This window comes from Paenibacillus kobensis NBRC 15729, from assembly GCF_004000825.1.
Taxonomy (GTDB): domain Bacteria; phylum Bacillota; class Bacilli; order Paenibacillales; family Paenibacillaceae; genus Paenibacillus_T; species Paenibacillus_T kobensis.
This window is the reverse complement of the sequence record NZ_BILZ01000006.1, coordinates 126726-146704: the sequence shown is the minus strand read 5'-3', so window position 1 is coordinate 146704 and position 19979 is coordinate 126726. Positions and strand designations below refer to the sequence as shown.

Below are 19979 nucleotides of genomic sequence, written 5' to 3'. Positions count from 1 at the left end.
TGATATTGCCGATTATTTATATTTTCAATAATGCGTTTAAACCGTATCACGAACTGTTCGTATACCCGCCGACCTTCTTCGTGCGGGAACCGAGCGTGCAGAACTTCGTGGAGCTCATGCTCGTCACGTCCAACTCAATCGTGCCGATCTCGCGCTACATTTTCAACAGCGTCTTCATCGCGCTGCTGAGCGTCGTCGGCGTGACCATCGTTAGCGTGTTATGCGCTTATCCGCTGTCGAAGCATGAGTTTCCAGGCAAAAAGTTTATATTCGCTGCCATTATTCTGATGCTCATGTTTACGCCGGAGGTCATCCAAATTCCGCGTTATCTCGTTGTTAGCAGCCTCGGCATTCTGAACACGTATTGGGGACATCTGCTTCCGGCCCTTGCGCTGCCGGTCGGCGTGTTCCTGCTGAAGCAGTTCATCGATCAAATTCCGGATTCACTGCTGGAGGCATCACGCATTGACGGGGCGAACGAGATCATCGTCCTTGCGCGTATTGTCATCCCGATGAGCATGCCGGCCATCGCTACAGTTGCCATTCTGGCGTTCCAGAACGCATGGGGCAACCTCGATACGTCTGCCTTGTTCATGCAGGACGACGAGATGAAGACGTTCCCGTTCTTCCTCTCGACGCTGACGAGCAATTTGGCGAATAACGTGGCGAGACAGGGGGCGGCTGCAGTGGCCGCACTAGTGCTTCTCGTGCCGAACTTAATCTTTTTTGTCATTCTGCAGAGCAAGGTCATCTCCACGATGGCCCATTCCGGCATCAAATAACCGAATAAGGAGGGAGGTCGCTTGAAGAGCAGAACGCTGCGGATTGTATCGATAGGAATCTTCATCGCAGCTGCGATTTCTGCCGTGCTTCCGCTTCCTCGGGCAGCGGCATCGCAGTTGCCTTACGAAACGTACTATAAGGACGGCTTTGGACAGCTCGTCCATACGCAGGCTGCATATATTCCGGCCGGAATCATCGGCTATAACACGGCCATTCCGGAAATTGACAAGGCAGAAGCCAACGGCGCTGATGCGCTGCAGCTCAATCAACCGAAAGATCTGTATATCGACCAGAAGGATCATGTCTATATTGCGGATACGGGGAATAACCGGATCGTAGAGCTGGACGACAAAGGAGACTATGTCCGACAAATCAAGGTGGAGGAAAGTCCGCTTAAGAAACCAAACGGCGTATACGTCAATAAGAACGGCGATATCTATATCGCGGATACGGGGAATAACCGTGTCGTTCGGCTTGATGCAGCCGGCAAGCTGCTGAAACAATTCGGCCGTCCGGAAACGGATTACATACCGGCTTCGTTCAAATATGACCCGGTTAACTTGGTTGTCGACAAGCGCGGCTTTCTGTACGTTACGTCTCTCGGCGCTTTTCAAGGATTAGTAGAGCTTGATCCGGAAGGACAATTCGTCTCGTTCTTCGGTCCGAACAAAGTATCGTTCTCCGCATTCGACGCGTTCAAGCGTCTCGTCTATACGCGGGAAATGTATCAGCGCGAATTAAAGAAGCTGCCTGGCGCGATCGCGAATGCGGCAATCGACAACGAAGGCTTCATCTATACCGTGACGAAGGAAGTGGCCAGCGGCCAAATCAAAAAGCTGAACATTGCGGGATTGGATCAATTGCGCGGCAAGGGAGATTTTGCGTCGGTTGAACCCGTGAAGGCGTACGGCGAAGTGTTATCTCATCGTCAGGCCATGAATATGAATCCGCAATTGAGCGACATTACCGTCGATCCTTCAGGCAACATGACGGTCATCGATACGGTCTGGAACATCATTAGCCAATATGACCAGAACGGCAACCTGCTGTTCTTCTGGGGCGGCGACGTCATTACGGCTACCTCCAAGACAGGCGTTGTGAAGACGCCGACAGCGATTGCGAATGACTCCAAAGGGAATTTGTACGTGCTCGATAACACGAACAACTTGATCCAAGTGCTTCGTCCGTCTGAATTCGGCTCGCTTGTCCATCAAGCGAATGCCCTGACGCAAGAAGGCAAGTACGAGGAGAGCAAGCCGATCTGGGAAGAGGTTCACCGGCTGAATACGCAGTATACGCCGGCATTAATCGGTTTGGCGAAAGCAGCGTATAAGGAGCAGGATTTTGAGCTCGCGGCGCAGTTGTTCGATCAGGCGGGCGTCGTCGGCGGTTATTCCGACTCGTTCTGGCAGAACCGGCTCATCTGGTTCCAGCATAATTTCGGACTTGCAATGAATGCAGCACTTGTAGCAGGTGTATTATTCCTCACGTGGGGCAGATTGTCTAGGAAGCTGCTGCCGGCATTGGGCAAGGGAGCTTGGCTGCGCGTTGATATTCCGGTCGCTAAGAAGCTCGGACATGTTTTCACCCTCATTCGCAACCCGGTAGACGGATTCTACGGCATAAGGCATGAGCAAAAGGCGAGCCTGCTGAGCAGCCTTATCATTCTGGCCGCCGCAGCCGCCGCATTTGGCTACATGCAGGCCGGCACAAGCTTCGTATTCAACCCGAAGGTGCATGCAGGCGTCGATCTGCTGCCGCAGATGGTTCAGTTTTTCGGCTTATGGATCGGTTGGGTTGTCTCCAACTATTTGGTCAGCTCGCTGCTTCGAGGCGAGGGACGTTTCAAAGACGTATTTTATGGAAGCAGTTATGCTCTATTTCCGATTATTCTGATTGGGATACCCGTTACGTACCTGTCCAATGCGTTAACGCTCGACGAATCGGCGATCTTCCATTTCTTGCGGTTCGCGGCGATCCTCTGGGTCGTGCTGCTAACGGTGTGGATGGTGCAGGGGATTCACAATTATACGTTTATCGAATCGCTGTTCAATATCGTAGTATCGATCTTTACGCTTCTTATCATTGTCATTCTAATATTCTTGTTCATCAGTCTTAGCTACGAGCTCGTCCATTTTGTCAAATCGATTTATCAAGAGGTGATCATCCGATGAAGAGCCGCAAGCTTCCGATTGCAACCATTGCGAAAGCAGTGACGACGGCCGTGCTGCTGCTCCTAATCGGCTGGATCGCGCTGCAAATATGGAATCCATGGGGAGAGAAAGGGACGGACGCTGCTCTGACGGCCGCCCAGTTCGAGAATAAGGGGCAGCCGTACAAATCGGCTGTTCCGGCGGAAGCCGGTTTCGAAACGGCTGCAGAGAACGATAAACTTCGGCTGCTTGTCGACCGTTCGACTTCTCATTTTGAAATAGTCGATAAGGCGACTGGCAGCATATGGCGCTCCTATCCGAATCCGCAGGAATGGCCGAAGGAGACGGCAACCGGCACATGGAAGAGCCATCTGCTGTCGCCCATTCTGATCGAATATGTGAACGCAAAAAACTATAAGTCTTCTTCGTTCACAGCAGGACTTGTCGATACGGGAGGGTATTTGGAGCAGTTCCAGCTGAAGGAGGACGGATTCTCTGTCACGTTCGCGTTTCCTAAGGCACAAATCAAAATTCCGGTCGAAGTTTCGTTGCATAAGGATTACGTCGAGACCCGAGTAATCGACGCCGGAATCGTAGAAGGCGATCTAAGCTTGTTGAACGTGAAGCTGTATCCGTTGTTCGGCGCAGAGCCCTATGTCGGGCAGGACGGATATATTATGATTCCCGACGGCTCCGGATCGCTGATCCGGTTCGGAGACAAGCGGATTATGCCGCAGCTGACGTATGACGAAAGCGTGTATGGCCAAGATCTGTCGTTCTACAACGAAGAGACAGGCAGACAGCGCATCACGATGCCCGTATACGGACTGAAGTCGGGCAATCAGTCCTTCTTCTCGATCATTACGGAAGGCGAAGCCTATGCCAACGTATATGCAGCGCCGGGCGGAGCGGTCGGAAGATCGAATTGGGTGACGACAGAGTGGCAGTACCGGAAGAAATTTTATCAATCTGTGAGCAAGAATACAGGCGAAGGTTTCTATACGTACAGCAGCGACCGTTTTGTATCGGAGAGAAGGGCGACAAGGTACTATCCTCTGACGGGAACCGATAGCGACTACTCGGGGATGGCAGCGGTGTACCGCAACTATTTGACCACGGAAAAAGGGGTAAAGCCGGTAACGTCAGCAAAGGCGGATATCCCGCTGTTCTTAGACATCGTCGGGGCGGATATTGAGAAAGGGCTGTTCACGGACTCTTATTTGAAAGCGACGACGACGGGCGAGGCGGAATCACTGCTGAAGGACGTTTACGATCTTGGCATTCACAACATGCAGGTGCATTATTCGGGCTGGCAGCAGGACGGCTACAGCTCGCAAGGCGGATACTTTCCGGTCGATAAGCGAATCGGCGGAAGCAGCGGCATGAAACGGTTTATCGATTACGCCCATTCGCTGCAGATTCCGGTTTATTTGACCGCGAATTATACGCTCAACACGAACGGGGATGACGGGTTCTGGTGGAGAAGGGACGGGCTGCGCAACATGGCAGGCACGGTGCTGAAGGAGCAGAAAAAGCAGCAGGATGAGCAGGATGATGCAGCGTACGTCAGTCCGGGCTTCTACGAGAAAGTGGTGCGCTCCGACCTGAACAGCTATAAGAAGCTTGGAGCGGACGGCATCTACTTCGAGAACGGCATTGGCGCACAGCTTAATACCGATTTCAACAACCGGTACAAGGACAGCCGAAGCGATTCGGTCGGCATCCAGCGCAGCATATTGGAGCAGACGAAAGAAACGCTGGGTTCCGCTGCGGCGGGCAACGTCAACTTCTATGCGCTGGATGAAGTGGATCACGTCCATCAGCTCGCGAGCGACTATTCGTATGACGTCTTCATAACTGAACCGATTCCGTTCGCCGCTATCGTGCTGCACGGCTTACGGACGTATTCGCTGGAGTGGTCCAATGTCCGCGACGAGTGGCAGAGTCAATTTCTTCGTAGCATCGAATACGGCGCTTCACCTTCCTATATCCTTAGCGGAGATCATTCCGATGATATGCGCCGATCGTATTCGTTATGGTATTACAGCTTGGATTATAAGAATTGGATCAGCCGCATTACGGACGAATACAAACAAATGAACGCCGTCCTTGCCGAAGTGAAGGACCGTGTCATTACGTCACACCGGACGATTGCGCCTGGCGTGAAGGAAACCGAATATGACGGCGGTTACCGCGTGTTGGTGAATTATAACGATCAGCCGTATGAGAGTGGCGGCCTAGTCGTTCCGGCGCTAGGCTATACGGTGAAGAAGGGAGGGGATGCACGATGAGAAGGCTGGAAGCAAGGACGCTGCGCAGACTGGAAGGCTCGCTGTTCATCGCGCCGTGGGTATTCGGCTTTCTAACTTTCGTTGCGTTCCCGCTCGGCTACTCACTGTTCATGAGTTTTCATCAGGTTAAGATCGAAGTAAACAAGACCGAGTACGCGTATATCGGGTTCAAGCATTACCGGGAAATTCTTGTCGCGAACGGCAGCTTGCTGTATGAAGAGCTTATTCCGTTCTTGAAGCAATCGCTGATGATGATCCCGATCATTCTCGTCTTCTCCCTGTTCGTGGCGATCCTTCTGAATTTGAAGTTTCCAGGCCGGACGTTGTTCCGGGTGATCTTCTTCCTGCCGGTAATCTTCTCTTCCGGTCAGATCGTACAAGAATTTATTACACAGGGCGAAGGGTCGCTCAGCATGATGCAGTCGCTGCGGATCGATTATTATTTGCGCGAATATATGCCTGCCGCATGGGCATCGCCGATCGAGAATGTACTAAGTTCCTTCGTTCTCGTGCTCTGGTATTCCGGCGTCCAAATTCTGATCTTCCTCGCAGGCAGGCAGACGCTCCCGGCATCGGTATACGAAGCATCCCGCATTGATGGCTCGAATCCGTGGAATACATTCTGGACGATTACACTGCCGGGTCTTGTACCTTATATTTTCTTGAATTTGATGTATACGGTCGTCGATCTGTTCACATTTCCTTCGAATCCGATCATCAGCAAGGTCAATACAACGAACTACGGCAGCTCCAGCGCGCTGGCATGGATCTATTTCTTAATCATATTGACGTTTGTCATGCTCACGCTCCTGCTCTATAGAAGAGTGGACAAAGCGCTGTCCGGCAGATGACGACGAGATCGGGGTGATACGAAGTGAAGATTGAGAGAGGCCGTCCTGGCTTGAATGTCGATTGGCGGCTTGGTACCAAGCTGCGAAACCGGTTGGAGCTGCTTCGGTACCGGGTGCTCGGTACGGAGATCGACAAAGGTATTCTATTCAAACTCGTTGTTTATTTTATTCTTATTAATGTCGCTTTCATCTACTTGAAGCCGATTCTGTATATGATGACGACGATGGTGAAAGACGCGAAAAATATTCTTGACCCGTCGGTTATTTGGGTGCCTCGGACGATCTACACGGGGCATCTGAAGGAAGCAAGCGAGATGCTGCACTACGGGAAGAGCTTCCTGATTAGCGTCTCGCTCGCATCTTCCGTGTCGGCGCTGCAGGTGTTCTCGTGCGCCATAGCGGGTTATGCGTTCGCAAGGCTCGACTTTCCGCTGAAGAAGCTGTGGGGAGCGCTGCTGCTGTTCACCTTCATCATGCCGCCGCAGGTCACGATTCTGCCGACCATTATGTTGTTCAAGCAGTTCGGCTGGATGAATACTTTTCTGCCGATGGTCGTACCCGCTTTATTCGGTCATGGGTTGAAGGGCGCCATGTTCGTCATTATCTACCGTTCGTTCTATTCGACGCTGCCGAAGGAGCTTGACGAAGCGGCGCGTATCGATGGAGCCGGATCTTTCCGGATGTTCTTCAAAGTCATGTTCCCGATCTCCCGGTCAGCGACGGTTGTCGTGTTGCTGTTCGCATTCGTCTGGAACTGGAACGATTTCTACTTCCCGTCTCTGTTCATGTTCACCGCTGATAATGTTCCGTTGTCCATTACGCTGGCGCGTATGGCCGGGGAGATGGCGCAAGCGGCCGGAGCTGGCGAGATCACGGTGTATGCGGAGTCGATCAAAATGGCGGCGTCATTCCTTATCATTATGCCGCTGCTCGTCGTCTACCTGGTTATGCAGCGCTGGTTCATCGAAGGGGTAGAGCGTTCCGGCTTGGTCGAATAACTCGCCTTCGGTAATGAACAAGAAATATAACATGTAAAAAATAAAAGAATTGACAGATCACGGTTAGCGGTGTAAATTCGTAACTAATCCTTACTAAGTTGATAGGTTTTAAAGAGTATATCGTTAATCGACCGGATAACCGGAGGTTGCTACTAAGCGACTTCCGGTTATTTGCGTTTAGGATTATAAAATCATTCGAGATTGAGGTGCAGTGACAATGAGCGAGAATAATCGGAAAGCCCACTTAAATGTGTTTCTGAGAGCGACAGGCCATCATGCAGGCGCATGGCGCCACGCCGACTCCAAGCCGGAGCTGGAGCTCGATATCGAGTATTTGGCCCAGTTGGCTCAGCTTGCGGAACGGGGAAAGCTCGATTCGGTTTTCCTCGCTGACGGTTACGCCGGCGGCGGCAGCAAGCTGGAGCCGTTCACGCTGCTGTCCGCGCTGGCTTCCGTCACGAAGCATATCGGCCTGATTGCGACTGTCGGAACCGTCTACAACGAGCCGTTCCACGTTGCACGGCAGTTCGCATCGCTGGATCATATCAGCGGCGGGCGTGCGGGCTGGAATATCGTAACCGGTGCGGGCTCGGCAGCACATAATTTCGGTCTGGACGAGCATCCCGAGCATGCCCAGCGGTACGAAACGGGCGAAGAATTCGTCGAAGTCGTGAAGCAGCTGTGGGACAGCTGGGAAGACGATGCTCTTATCTACGATAAGAAGAACGGACGTCTGACTGAACAAGGCAAGGTGCATGAGATTAACTTCAATGGCCATACCTACTCGGTGAAGGGGCCGCTTAATATCCCTCGTCCACCGCAAGGTTATCCGGTGCTTGTCCAAGCGGGTTCCTCCGAGGCTGGCAAGGAGCTTGCCGCGAAGACGGCGGAAGTGATCTTCACAGCGCAGCAAACGTTCGAAGCAGGCCGGGAGTTCTATACGGACGTGAAATCACGACTAGCCAAATATGGACGGACGGCCGATGAGCTGGTCATCCTGCCGGGTCTCGCTCCTATCGTCGCTGATACAGAAGCCGAAGCCCGGGACATCGAAGCGGAGCTGCACGCTTATGTCGATACGAAGCGGGCGCTGCGCAATCTGTCCGAACGGTTCACGGTCGACCTGTCCGATTACGACTTGGACGATCCCGTGCCGCTGGATAAGGCGAAGCCGTCCGAAGAATTTAACGGCATACGCAGCCGGCAGGAGGCGGTACTCGATCCGGCAAGGCGCGACGAAAGTTTCACGATTCGTCAATTGCTGTACCGCAACAACGGCGGGCACGGACATATAACCTTCACAGGCTCGGTCTTGCAGACGGCCGATTTTATCGAAAAGTGGATTCGCAACTATGCGGCTGACGGATTTAACATACTGCCGCAGCTCGTTCCGACGGGCCTTGAAGCGTTCATCGACAAGGTCATTCCGGAACTGCAGAACCGCGGACTATTCCGTACGGAGTACGAAGGCGCAACGCTGCGCGAGAGCTTAGGACTGAAGCGTCCTGCGAACGTTAGACATTTGCAACGTCAATAACAGACAGATAGGTGGAGAAGCCGTTATGAAGAAGAGACCGACTGGAACGATTATTACGCTGTTCGTGACCGCAGCCCTCTTAGCGGCTTGCGGAGGCGGAAGCGGAAACGACAGCGAGAAGGGAACAGCACAGAGCACGGATCAAGCAGGAACGAACAAAACCGAACCGGGAGAAACGAAGGTAGAAACGGACGGTGATATCACAAGGCTAGGCGATGAGAAGCTGACGCTCACGTTCTATTCCAGCGGTGCAACGTTTACCGACGTCGAGTTCAATGCGATGATCGCCGATCCCATTCATAAGAAATATCCGAACGTAACGATCGAACGCATTACGCCGGCGGCAACTGCAACGCCGGAGGAGGTGCTGACGACGCAGACGCCGGACATCCTGTTCTCGAGCGTATCGCAGCGTCTCATCCGGACGGGCGCCTTCGAAGATTTGCGCGGGCTGATCAAGAAGTTCAATTTTGACGAGAGCCGCCTCAAGCCGATCGCGTACAACTACATCAAGGACGCGACCAAAGGCCGCGGTGATCAAGTCTATGCGCTTCCGTTCAACGTGAATCAGCACATTTTGTATTACAACAAAGACATCTTCGATAAGTTCGGCGTTCCGTATCCGACCGAGAAACAAATGACGTGGGACGAAGCGGTCGAGGTGGGCAAACAGTTGACGCGCACGGACAATGGGGTGAACTATGTCGGTCTCGTCGTAGATAATTTGACGGGGCTAGGCAAGTCGTTAGGCTTGCCGTACGTGGACCGCGAGACCGGCCAGGCGGCGCTCGATACGCCGGAGTGGCACCGCGTGTTCGATTTGCTCAAGCAAATATACGAAATCCCGGGATATGTCGCGCCGGACGGAACGTGGAACTGGACTCGCGACCACTTCATGAAAGACCAGAACATTGCTATGCGTGCCGCGTGGCTTGCGAACATGGTCGGACCGCTTGAAGAGCTGCGTCAGCAAGGCGTCGAGTTCAATTGGGATATTGCGCCAGTGCCGAACTTCGCCGATAAGCTGGGGACGACGAGAGAAGCGCAAATCCACTCGGTATCGATCAACAGCCAGAGCAAGCATAAGGACGAAGCGTTCCAAGTGCTGGAGTATTTGCTGTCGGACGAAGGTCAACGTACGATTGCTAGAAACGGACGTGTACCTGCGATTATTAATCCGGAGCTCGAGAAGGAATATGGCGCGGACGTACCGGTTCTGCAAGGCAAAACGGTACAAAACATTTTCATCGGCACTCCGATCCAGGAACATTATCAGCACCCTTACGAGCCTGACATTACGGTTCGGCTGACGGAAGCGGCCGAAGGAATGGCGATCCATGGCTTGGACGTCAACTCGGCGATTCGTCAAGCGACGGATGCGATCAATAAAGATGTCGAGACGCTGAAGACGACGATCGGCCAATAACGGTAAGAAAGAGGAGGATGAATACGATGAGTGAATCGAAACGTCAGCTGCATTTGAATGCTTTCTTATTCGGCACGGGGCATCACGAGGCCTCTTGGCGGTTGCCTGGAGCGCAGCCGGAAAAAAATCTCGACTTTAATCATTTGATTAGCATCGTGCAGACCGCCGAGCGCGGTCTGCTGGATTCGGTCTTTCTTGCGGACGGTTACGTCGGACGGTCGAATAAGCTCGAGCCGTTCACGGAGCTCGCGGCGCTGGCAAGCCGGACAAAGCATATCGGCTTGATCGCTACCGTCGGTACAACGTACAACGAGCCATTCCACGTCGCACGAAAGTTCGCGTCGCTCGATCATATCAGCAAAGGACGAGCAGGCTGGAACATTGTGACGGGCGCGGGCTCTGCGGCTCATAACTTCGGGCTGGATGAGCATCCTGACCATTCGCAGCGGTATGAAGACGCCGACGAATTCGTCGAAGTCACGAAGCAGCTGTGGGACAGCTGGGAGGACGATGCTGTCCTGAATGATAAAAGTTCCGGCAAGCTGTACGATCAGGACAAAATCCATAAAATCGATTTCGAAGGCCAGTATTACAAGGTGCAAGGCCCGCTGAACATCGCACGGCCGCCGCAAGGGTATCCAGTGCTGGTGCAAGCGGGATCATCCGAAAGCGGCAAGGAATTCGCAGCGAAGGTAGCGGAAGTGATCTTCACTGCTCACCAGAATATCGAGAGTGCGCAGCTGTTCTATCATGACGTCAAATCCCGCCTTGCGAAGTATGGCAGAACACATGATGAACTCAATATTTTGCCGGGCATCAGCCCGATTCTAGCCGAGACGGAAGCCGAGGCGAAAGAAATCGAGGAGCAGTTGTTCGAGTTCATCGACAAGGACGCTGCCGTCCGCCGGTTGTCAGAGCGTCTAGGCGTCGATCTGTCTGCCCGCTCGATAGACGAGCCGCTGACGCTCGAGGGACTGCGGGCGACCGATGATGTGAACGGCAACAAAAGCCGCCATCAGCTTATTCTCGATCTGATCCGTGACGAGCAGCTGTCGCTCAAGCAGCTTATTAACCGGCTGGGCGGCGCACGCGGACACTTCACGTTCACGGGAACACCGATCCAGCTGGCGGATAAAATCGAGGAATGGTTCGTCAATGGGGCAGCCGACGGCTTCAACGTCATGCCTCAGGTTTATCCAAGCGGTCTCGAAATCTTCGTGGACAAGGTTATACCGGAACTGCAAAACCGCGGGTTGTTCCGTACCGCGTATGAGGGAACGACGCTTCGGGACCGGCTAGGACTGAAGCGTCCGGCGAATGCGCGCCGCTGGGCGAAAGCATTGCAATAGTCCACCTAATAACACTGACATGAACATCTAAGGGAGAGAACACTGAAATGAAGAAGTTATCTTATGGCATTACATCAATTTTGCTGCTTTCCATGCTTACCGCATGCGGCGGCAATGAGGGAGGCGGTAGCAGCTCGAAAGCCGCAGATGCAGGCAAGACGGAGAATACGGAGAGCAGCACAGCTGGCGCAAGCACGGCGGAGCAACCGGCGAACGATGAGCACAAGCTGGGCAGCAAGCCGGTAACGCTGACGTTCTACAACACGAGCGGCACGTTCCCGGATACCGAGTTCAAGACGCTCATCGCGGATCCGATTCATGCGAAATATCCGAACGTGACGATCGAGCGGATTACGCCTGCCGCGACGACGACGCCTGAAGAGGTGCTGACGACGCATCAGCCTGACATTATTTATTCGTCCTCGACGACGCATCAGAAGATTAAGCGTACAGGGGCATACGAGGACCTTCGCGGTCTGATTGATCAATATCATTTCGATACGAACCGCATTAAACCAATTCTGTGGAACTATATCAAAGAGCTCGGAGATAACGGCGAAATATTGGCCATTCCATTCAATGCGAACCAGCACGTGCTCTATTACAACAAAGACATCTTCGATAAGTTCGGCGTCGAGTATCCGACGAGCGAGCAGCTGACATGGGATCAGGTGCTTGAAATCGCGAAGAAGCTGACGCGGACGGAGAACGGTGTGAATTACGTTGGTTTGTCGGTCGATCACTTGACGGGGTTGGCCAAAGGGCTTGGGCTGCCGATTCTGGACCGCGAGACCGGCAACGCCGCTCTCGACACGCCGGAATGGCACCGCATCTTCGAACTGGAGAAGCAAATATCTGAAATTCCGGGTTATGTGTCGCCGGACGGCGTATGGGATTATGGACGCGACCAGTTCATGAAGGATCAGACGGTCGGGATGCGCGTCACTTGGCTGGCCAACATGGTCGGGCCGCTTGAGGAACTGCGCCAGCAAGGTGTTGAGTTCAACTGGGACATCGCGCCTGCTCCGAACTTCGAGGATCAATTAGGCAAGACGAGGGAAGCGCAAATTCACTCGCTGTCCGTTAACTCGCAAAGCAAGCATAAGGAAGAGGCGTTCCAGGTCATCGCTGAAATCTTGTCCGATGAAGGTCAACGCATACTCTCGCGTAACGGTCGTGTACCGGCCATTACGAATCCGGAGCTAGAGAAGGAATACGGGCTGGATATACCGGTGCTGCAGGGCAAGACCGTTCAAAACGTATTTGTCGGCGAGCCGCTGCAAGAGCACTACTTCCACCCGTATGAAACGGAAATTTCGAAAAGGCTGAACGAAGCGGCTGCGGATCTGGCGATTAACGGTCTGGATGTTAACTCGGCGATCCGCAAAGCGACCGATGCGATCAATAAGGATGTCGAGTCGCTTCGTACGACAATCGGCGTGAAATAATAGGCGAAACCGATTCAATCGGCTGCCAACAAATTACCGCACGATATTGACAGATGAGATGGATAATGGTAAATTCATCTTGTCATTGTATAACTAAATAGATTGGAATAGTAAGAATAAGAGCCTGCCGGACCACCGGAGACACAAATTCATGTGTCTCCGGTTTTTTTATTTTTACGGGTATCCGGAACGGACAGGAGGGAAGAGGGAACATATGAACGACACGATTCGCTTGCTAAGGGCACATCGCTCGATACGGAAGTACAAGGACGACGCTATCCCTCAAGAGCATCTGCAGGAGATCGCGCTAGCTGCACAAGCCGCGCCGACCTCTTCGAACATTCAGGCCTACAGCGTTGTTGCGGTTCGGGATGCCGAACGCAAGCGGGTGCTTGCAGGCCTAGCCGGCAATCAGAAGCATATCGAGGAAAGTCCGTTGTTTCTCGTATGGCTTGCCGATCTGAATAAGATCCGTACGGCGGTTCGGCTGCACGAAGATGCGGAGCTGCAACAGAACACGGAGCTGTTCCTGCTCGCAACGATTGACGCGACGCTAGCGGCGCAGAACGCGGTCATCGCGGCGGAATCGCTCGGCTATGGAACCGTCTATATCGGCGGCATACGCAACAATCCGCAAGCGGTTAGCGAGCTGCTGGAGCTGCCGCCGTTCGTGTATCCGGTATTCGGATTAAGCGTCGGTATTCCGGACCAGGAGCCTGATCTTCGGCCGCGATTGCCGCTTCGTGCTTTTCTGCATGAGGAGACGTACCAGGACAACCGAGTCGCTGGAGCGATCGAGGAATACGATTCGACGACCCGTACGTATTATGCGACTCGCAGCGGAGGCGGCAAAGCCGGGGAGAAGGAACAAAAATGGTCCAAAGAGATGGTTCGCCGGTTCGATGGCGGACGGCTTCGCGGACATATGCGCAGCTTTCTGGAAGGCAGAGGCTTCGATTTGAGTTAAAAGGACAGCTGCGGGATCGGAAGACATGAGAGAGGTGCAGGACATGAGCGCATCAAACAATAGGAAACAAGCGCATTTTAACGTATTTATGCGGGGAGCGGGCCACCATTCGGCGGCGTGGAAACATCCCCATTCGAGTCCGAGTGAAGACCTGGATCTCGACTACTATGCGGGTCTTGCGAGAATAGCGGAGAGAGGACTGTTCGACTCGCTGTTCATGGCGGACAACTATTCGGGTCTTGGCCGCAGGCTGGAGCCGTTCACCCTATTGTCGGCACTGGCTGCGCTGACGAAGAACGTCGGTTTCATCGCGACGGTTGGTACGACCTATAACGATCCGTACCACGTAGCTAGAAAATTTGCCTCGCTCGACCACATCAGCAAAGGAAGAGCGGCCTGGAATATCGTGACCGGTCATTCCCAAGAGGATGCCGACAATCTGTCCAGATCCGAGCATCCGGACGTATCGACGCGTTACGAGATTGGCGACGAATTCGTCGAATTGACGAAACAACTGTGGGACAGCTGGGAAGAGGATGCCCTAGTATACGACCGGGAGAACGATGTATCGATCCATCGTGACAAGGTGCACGAAATCAATTTCAAAGGCAAGCATTTTAATGTCAAAGGGCCTCTGAACATCCCGAGACCGCCGCAAGGGTATCCGGTGCTCGTACAAGCCGGCTCGTCGGAAGGCGGCAAAGAGCTTGCCGCTAAGACGGCCGAGGTTATATTCACCGCGCAGCAGACGCTGGGCGCCGCACAGGCGTTCTATACCGATGTGAAATCCCGTCTGGCGAAGTACGGCCGCACGCCAGAGCAGCTGCTTATTATGCCGGGACTGTGCCCGATTGTCGCCGATACGGAGGCGGAAGCTCGGGATATCGAAGATGAATTCAACGGTCTGCTTAATCCGAAGCAAGCATTGCGCAGACTTTCGAACTATTTCACCGTCGATCTGACCGAATATTCGTTGGACGACTTGGTGCCGGTTGACAAAGCGAAGCCTTACGGCTCCATTTCGAAAGGCATTACGAGCCGACAGGAAGTCGTAGTCGACGCAGCCGTCAGGGATAAAATGACGCTCCGCCAATTCATCGCCCGCAGTGCAGCTGGACACGGTCACGTATCGTTTACCGGCTCGGTCGTGCAGACGGCCGATTTTATCGAGAGATGGCTGCTTGAGAACGGCGCGGACGGCTTCAACATTCTGCCTCATATTTTTAACAGCGGTTTTGAGACGTTCGTCGACAAAGTGGTGCCGGAGCTGCAAAACCGCGGTCTGTTCCGCACTGCATACGAAGGTAAGACGCTGCGGGAAAACCTCGGGCTCGAACACCCGGTTAACCGTAATCGCGAAATATGGATAGCGGCGAAGGAAGCGCAGGCAGCATTGGCACATAGCGATCAGGCCTAAATAAACGGATCATTCACGATCATTCGATTAGGAGGAATTTAAATGTCTATACAATATCGTCAATTGGGTGCAAGCGGTTTGAAGGTAAGCGACATTAGCCTTGGCAGCTGGCTCACGTACGGCGGATATGTCGAACGCGAGAACGCGGTGCTGTCGATCCGCAAGGCTTACGAGCTCGGCATTAATTTCTTCGATACGGCTAACGTCTATGCGAAGGGTGAAGCGGAGCGCGTCGTCGGGGAGACGCTCCGCGATTACGAGCGCTCGTCTTATGTTCTAGCAACCAAAGTATATGGCAAAATCGGAGACGGTCCGAATGACCGCGGCCTGTCCCGCAAGCATGTCATTGAGTCCGCGAATGCAAGCTTGAAGCGTCTCGGACACGACTACATTGATATCTTATACAGCCACCGTTTCGACGCCGCCACACCGCTGGAAGAGACGCTTCGTGCGTTCGATGACCTGGTCCGCCAGGGCAAAGTGCTCTATATCGGCGTCAGTGAATGGACAGCGGCGCAAATTACAGAGGCGTTCGCTATCGCGGACAAATATCTGTTGGACAAGATCGTCGTTAATCAGCCGGTCTACAATCTGTTCGAGCGTTATATTGAGAAAGAAATCATTCCGCTCGGCGAGCAGAAAGGGTTCGGTCAAGTCGTATTCTCGCCTCTGGCGCAGGGCATTCTGACCGGCAAATATTCGGCAGGTTCCATTCCAGCCGATTCCCGTGCTGTGAAGCATGACAATTTCAAAAACAAGCTGACGGAAGAGAAGCTTACGAAGGTCGCTGAGCTTCAGGACATTGCCCGCGAGCAAGGCATTACGGTGAGCCAGCTGTCGCTCGCTTGGATTCTCCGCCAGCCGAACGTTGCAAGCGCCCTGATCGGGGCAAGCCGTCCGGAGCAAGTGGAGGAGAATGCGAAGGCTTCAGGCATCGTGCTCGATGAAGAAGTCATCGCCCGAATTTCGAACGTGCTGAACAACGAGCCGGCAACCGTGCGAGGCTCCTTCTAAACCGAGAATTGCGCTTAGCAGGCAAATTCCAGTAAATGATTATTTACTGGAATTTGCTTTGACTATTTTCGTCCATAATCGGCGCTATGCCGGTACTTTTACTTATTACAGCGGGAAGTGATCGTTTTCTTGAAATCTACGAAATTGATTAAAAGCTTCTTTTTGACGACCTGGCCGATTTATTCATTATCGCTGTTTCTTCATTTCGTTTCGAACTGGATTAACGTCAATTTCCCGAAAGTGCTCGGACGGTTTACCGACCAGCTCCAGCTTGGAAGTCTGACGCATGATAAGGTCGTATCTTTCAGCTTGCTGCTGCTCGCCATCGGTATTGGCCATGTGTTGTTCAACGGCGGCGCTATGTATCTCGTCATGTACGTTGGCCGCAAGTTCGAATTTCACGTCCGGGGACAATTGTTTCATCATTTTACGCAAATGAGCGAACGCTTCTATTCCAGCAATGGGGTAGGCAGGCTGCTCAGTTATTTCATGAACGACGTCACGGCAGTCCGCGAATCGATCTCGATGGGCTTCAATGCGACGGCGAATGCGACGATGCTGTTGGCTGCGGCTGTGGCGATGATGATCACAAGCGGCATTCCGCTTTATCTCATCGGCGCTTCCGTGTTCCCGCTGCTGCTCATCCCGTTCATCGTTGTTTATCTTGGACCGATTATTCGTAAACGGTCGTTAGCGGTGCAAGAATCGCTCGGACGGATGACGGAGCTGGCGGAGGAGCAGTTCGGAGGCGTACGCGTGACGAAGAAATTCGCCGCCGAGGATGTCATGGAGCAGCGCTTCAATGCGTCGGTTGATGAAATTCGCCGCAATCAATTGCTGCTGGTGAAGGTGTCGTCATTCTTTCAGGCGCTGATTCCGTATCTTGGCACCATTGCCCTCATCACGGCACTCGCGTTCGGCGGGTATCTTGCGATTCATGGCCGGATCACGCTCGGCAATTTTGTCGCGCTGACGCTGTATGTACGGCTGCTGATGAATCCGCTCCAGCAGATCGGGAACGTCGTAAACTCGATTCAGCGTTCCCGCGCCTCGCTGGAAAGGCTGAACGGATTGCTTACGCAGCGGTCGGAAATTATTGAATCGGATTACGCGCGGGAAGTAAATCTGTCCACCGCCGTGCTTCGCATTCGAAATTTGACATTTGCCTACAATCCAACGTCCCAGCCGGTGCTTCAGAACGTACAGTTGACGCTAAAGCCGGGATCGACGCTTGGCATTATTGGGCGTACCGGCAGCGGCAAGACAACGCTAATGAAATTGCTGCTTCGTATGTACGATCCGCCCGAGAGCTCCATTCTGTTCGGCAACACCGATATTCGGGATATGACGCTCGAAAGCTTGCGCAGCCAGATTGCGTACGTGCCGCAGGACGGCTTCTTGTTCAGTACGACGATTCGGGAAAATATCGCGTTCCACAACCGTTCGGCGAAGCTGTGCACGGTGAAGACGGCTGCGAAACAGGCGCAAATCTATGATAATATCGTGGATCTGCCCAGCCGGTTCGATACGCGGCTCGGAGAACGCGGCTTGACGCTGTCCGGCGGGCAGCGCCAGCGTACGAGCTTAGCGAGAGGACTGATCAAGAATGCGCCGCTCTTAATTCTCGACGACAGCGTTAGTGCCGTCGACACAGTCACCGAGAAAGAGATTATCCGTACGATCCGGAAGGAGAGAGCGGGCAAGACGACGATTATTATCGCGCATCGGATTAGCGCCATAAAGCATGCCGACGTCATTCTTGTACTTGACGAAGGAGCGATCGTGCAGAAAGGCACGCATGAGGAATTGCTGCGCGCGCCGGGACTATATGCGGAGCTTCACGCGATACAGGAGGAGGGACAACAGCATGCGACCGGCACAGGCTATTCATAATTGGCAGATGGATCAGAAAGCGGACCCGAACATGCCAGAGCAGAAGCCGCAGTACGTATCCGCTTTTCGTGCCTTGTCGCGTTACGTCAGGCCGCATATCGTTTCGTTCTCGCTCGTCTTTCTGTTTACCATCATCGCGATTCTATCGGATCTGCTTCAGCCTTATTTGATGAAGATCGCCATCGATGACAATTTGCTCGCCGGGCGGAACGATTACCAAGGACTGCTGCTCATATGCGCCGCTTATTTCGCATTGTCGGCTTCCAGCTTCCTGTTCACGTATTTGCAGAACAATTTGCTGCAGCGAATCGGGCAAAGCATTGTCGGCTTAATCCGCAAGCAGCTGTTCAGCCACATTCTCAGGTTGTCTATGCGGTACTTCGACCGGATGTCGAGCGGCAGCCTCATTACGCACATCTCGAGCGATACCGAGGCGCTTAACCAATTTTTCAACCAAGTGCTGCTCAGCTTGTTCCGTGACGGTCTTACGCTCATTCTGATCATCGCGATGATGTTTCATCTCGATTCACAATTGGCGCTCTATTGCTTGGTGCTGCTGCCGGTCATTTCGCTTATTGCGATCGGATTCCGTTCGTTCATGCGTACGACTTATCAACTTGCGAGAACGCGGCTGTCCCGGATGGTTGCTTTCGTAGCGGAAAATTTGTCAGGCATGAATCTGGTGCAGGCATTTCACCAGCAGCGGGAGCAGGAGAAACAATTCAACGAGCGCAACGGTTTGTATTTCCAGGCGAATGTGCGCGAGATCCGGACGAACATTCTGTTCGGACGCACGTTCGACGTTCTCAGCAACCTGTCGATTGCATTCGTTACTTGGGTTGGAGGCAATGCCGTACTAGGCGACCATCTGGCGTTCGGCGTGTTGTATGCGTTCATTACGTATATTCGTCAATTTTTTCAGCCGATTAATACGATTACGCAGCAGTGGAATACGCTTCAATCCGCTACGGTAGCTATATCCCGCATTTGGACCGTATTCGAGAGCGAGCCGGACGTCAAAGATCCGAAGAAGGCAGCTGAGGACTGGAATGAACAAGACGTTCGAGGCCGTATCGAGTTCGATCATATCTCGTTCGCGTATGAACCGGATGTGCCGATTATTCGGAATTTGCAATTGACGATTGCCCCAGGCGAGATGATTGGCGTCGTCGGAACGACCGGAGCGGGCAAGAGCTCCTTGATCAGCCTGCTGTGCCGTTTCTATGATGTGCAGGAGGGAGCCATTCGGATCGACGGCTTCGACGTCCGCCATATCCCGCAAGCTTCGCTTCACCGGATGGTCGGCTTGGTGCAGCAGGACCCGTACCTCTATTCGGGCAGCATCATCGATAACGTCCGGCTGTTCGATGAATCGATCAGCCGTGAGGAAGTTATCGCGGCCTGTGAATTCGTCGGTGCGAGCACCGTCATTCAGAAGCTAATTGGCGGTTATGATACGAAGCTGTCGGAGAGAGGAAGCGGTCTGTCTTCCGGCGAGCGGCAGCTCATCTCGTTCGCGAGAATTATCGTGTTCAAGCCGAAGGTGCTCATTCTGGACGAAGCGAGCGCGAATCTGGATTCGCAGACCGAACAGTTGATCCAGAGCGCATTGCATGCCGTGTCGCGCAACCGGACAACGATCGTTATTGCACACCGGCTGTCTACGATTCAGCAAGCCGACCGGATTCTTGTCATGAGCAAAGGCCAGATCGTTGAGGAAGGCACGCATTCGCAGCTTGTCGAAGCAGGCGGCCATTATCAGGAGTTATACGAGAACTCGAAATAATAGAAACAGAGATATTCGTATGGGATGAATAGGACGATCCATGATCTCCGATCTAAGGTCGCCGAA

Annotated in this window: 14 protein-coding genes; all 14 read left to right on the top strand. The window is 53.3% G+C overall.

The features are described 5' to 3' along the window. Positions 1-5 precede the first annotated feature (5 nt). Positions 6-782 carry a carbohydrate ABC transporter permease gene (locus PKO01S_RS06330; protein ID WP_307719823.1) on the top strand — a complete coding sequence of 259 codons (777 nt, stop codon included), beginning with the start codon at positions 6-8 and terminating at the stop codon, positions 780-782. 21 nt (positions 783-803) lie between these two features. Next, positions 804-2957, top strand: coding sequence for a YIP1 family protein (locus PKO01S_RS06325; RefSeq protein WP_127530463.1), 2154 nt, complete (start codon positions 804-806; stop codon positions 2955-2957). Further along, positions 2954-5227 (top strand): DUF5696 domain-containing protein, encoded by a 2274-nt coding sequence (locus PKO01S_RS06320; protein WP_127530462.1) that lies wholly within the window; start codon positions 2954-2956, stop codon positions 5225-5227. The genes PKO01S_RS06325 and PKO01S_RS06320 overlap by 4 nt, the downstream gene beginning before the upstream one ends. Beyond that, on the top strand, positions 5224-6078 hold the full coding sequence (locus PKO01S_RS06315; RefSeq protein ID WP_127530461.1) for a carbohydrate ABC transporter permease: 855 nt from the start codon (positions 5224-5226) through the stop codon (positions 6076-6078). The genes PKO01S_RS06320 and PKO01S_RS06315 overlap by 4 nt, the downstream gene beginning before the upstream one ends. Positions 6079-6101: 23 nt before the next feature. Next, positions 6102-7076 (top strand): carbohydrate ABC transporter permease, encoded by a 975-nt coding sequence (locus tag PKO01S_RS06310; RefSeq protein ID WP_127530460.1) that lies wholly within the window; start codon positions 6102-6104, stop codon positions 7074-7076. A 217-nt stretch (positions 7077-7293) separates the two neighbouring features. After that, positions 7294-8613 carry an LLM class flavin-dependent oxidoreductase gene (locus PKO01S_RS06305; protein ID WP_127530459.1) on the top strand — a complete coding sequence of 440 codons (1320 nt, stop codon included), beginning with the start codon at positions 7294-7296 and terminating at the stop codon, positions 8611-8613. A gap of 25 nt (positions 8614-8638) precedes the next feature. Continuing rightward, positions 8639-10039 carry an ABC transporter substrate-binding protein gene (locus PKO01S_RS06300; protein WP_127530458.1) on the top strand — a complete coding sequence of 467 codons (1401 nt, stop codon included), beginning with the start codon at positions 8639-8641 and terminating at the stop codon, positions 10037-10039. 26 nt (positions 10040-10065) lie between these two features. Further along, positions 10066-11388, top strand: a complete 1323-nt coding sequence (locus PKO01S_RS06295; protein WP_127530457.1) for an LLM class flavin-dependent oxidoreductase — start codon at positions 10066-10068, stop codon at positions 11386-11388. Positions 11389-11435: 47 nt separating this feature from the next. Further along, the gene (locus PKO01S_RS06290) at positions 11436-12836 is read left to right on the top strand and encodes an ABC transporter substrate-binding protein (protein ID WP_127530456.1); all 1401 of its coding nucleotides are present in this window, start codon (positions 11436-11438) and stop codon (positions 12834-12836) included. A 214-nt stretch (positions 12837-13050) separates the two neighbouring features. Further along, positions 13051-13803, top strand: a complete 753-nt coding sequence (gene nfsA / locus PKO01S_RS06285; RefSeq protein WP_127530455.1) for an oxygen-insensitive NADPH nitroreductase — start codon at positions 13051-13053, stop codon at positions 13801-13803. A gap of 43 nt (positions 13804-13846) precedes the next feature. Beyond that, the gene (locus tag PKO01S_RS06280) at positions 13847-15220 is read left to right on the top strand and encodes an LLM class flavin-dependent oxidoreductase (protein WP_127530454.1); all 1374 of its coding nucleotides are present in this window, start codon (positions 13847-13849) and stop codon (positions 15218-15220) included. A gap of 42 nt (positions 15221-15262) precedes the next feature. Then, positions 15263-16234 (top strand): aldo/keto reductase family protein, encoded by a 972-nt coding sequence (locus PKO01S_RS06275; RefSeq protein ID WP_127530453.1) that lies wholly within the window; start codon positions 15263-15265, stop codon positions 16232-16234. Between the two features lie 129 nt (positions 16235-16363). Further along, on the top strand, positions 16364-18127 hold the full coding sequence (locus tag PKO01S_RS06270) for an ABC transporter ATP-binding protein (protein ID WP_127530452.1): 1764 nt from the start codon (positions 16364-16366) through the stop codon (positions 18125-18127). Continuing rightward, the gene (locus PKO01S_RS06265; protein WP_127530451.1) at positions 18102-19913 is read left to right on the top strand and encodes an ABC transporter ATP-binding protein; all 1812 of its coding nucleotides are present in this window, start codon (positions 18102-18104) and stop codon (positions 19911-19913) included. Before PKO01S_RS06270 ends, PKO01S_RS06265 begins: the two co-directional genes overlap by 26 nt. Positions 19914-19979: the final 66 nt, after the last annotated feature.

Bases quoted from the DNA above. Each gene is read 5' to 3' on its own strand.
- PKO01S_RS06300 (WP_127530458.1), top strand. From the start codon at position 8,639: ATGAAGAAGAGACCGACTGGAACGATTATTACGCTGTTCGTGACCGCA.
- PKO01S_RS06305 (WP_127530459.1), top strand. From the start codon at position 7,294: ATGAGCGAGAATAATCGGAAAGCCCACTTAAATGTGTTTCTGAGAGCG.
- PKO01S_RS06320 (WP_127530462.1), top strand. From the start codon at position 2,954: ATGAAGAGCCGCAAGCTTCCGATTGCAACCATTGCGAAAGCAGTGACG.
- PKO01S_RS06295 (WP_127530457.1), top strand. From the start codon at position 10,066: ATGAGTGAATCGAAACGTCAGCTGCATTTGAATGCTTTCTTATTCGGC.
- PKO01S_RS06315 (WP_127530461.1), top strand. From the start codon at position 5,224: ATGAGAAGGCTGGAAGCAAGGACGCTGCGCAGACTGGAAGGCTCGCTG.
- PKO01S_RS06290 (WP_127530456.1), top strand. From the start codon at position 11,436: ATGAAGAAGTTATCTTATGGCATTACATCAATTTTGCTGCTTTCCATG.
- PKO01S_RS06275 (WP_127530453.1), top strand. From the start codon at position 15,263: ATGTCTATACAATATCGTCAATTGGGTGCAAGCGGTTTGAAGGTAAGC.
- PKO01S_RS06280 (WP_127530454.1), top strand. From the start codon at position 13,847: ATGAGCGCATCAAACAATAGGAAACAAGCGCATTTTAACGTATTTATG.
- nfsA (WP_127530455.1), top strand. From the start codon at position 13,051: ATGAACGACACGATTCGCTTGCTAAGGGCACATCGCTCGATACGGAAG.
- PKO01S_RS06265 (WP_127530451.1), top strand. From the start codon at position 18,102: ATGCGACCGGCACAGGCTATTCATAATTGGCAGATGGATCAGAAAGCG.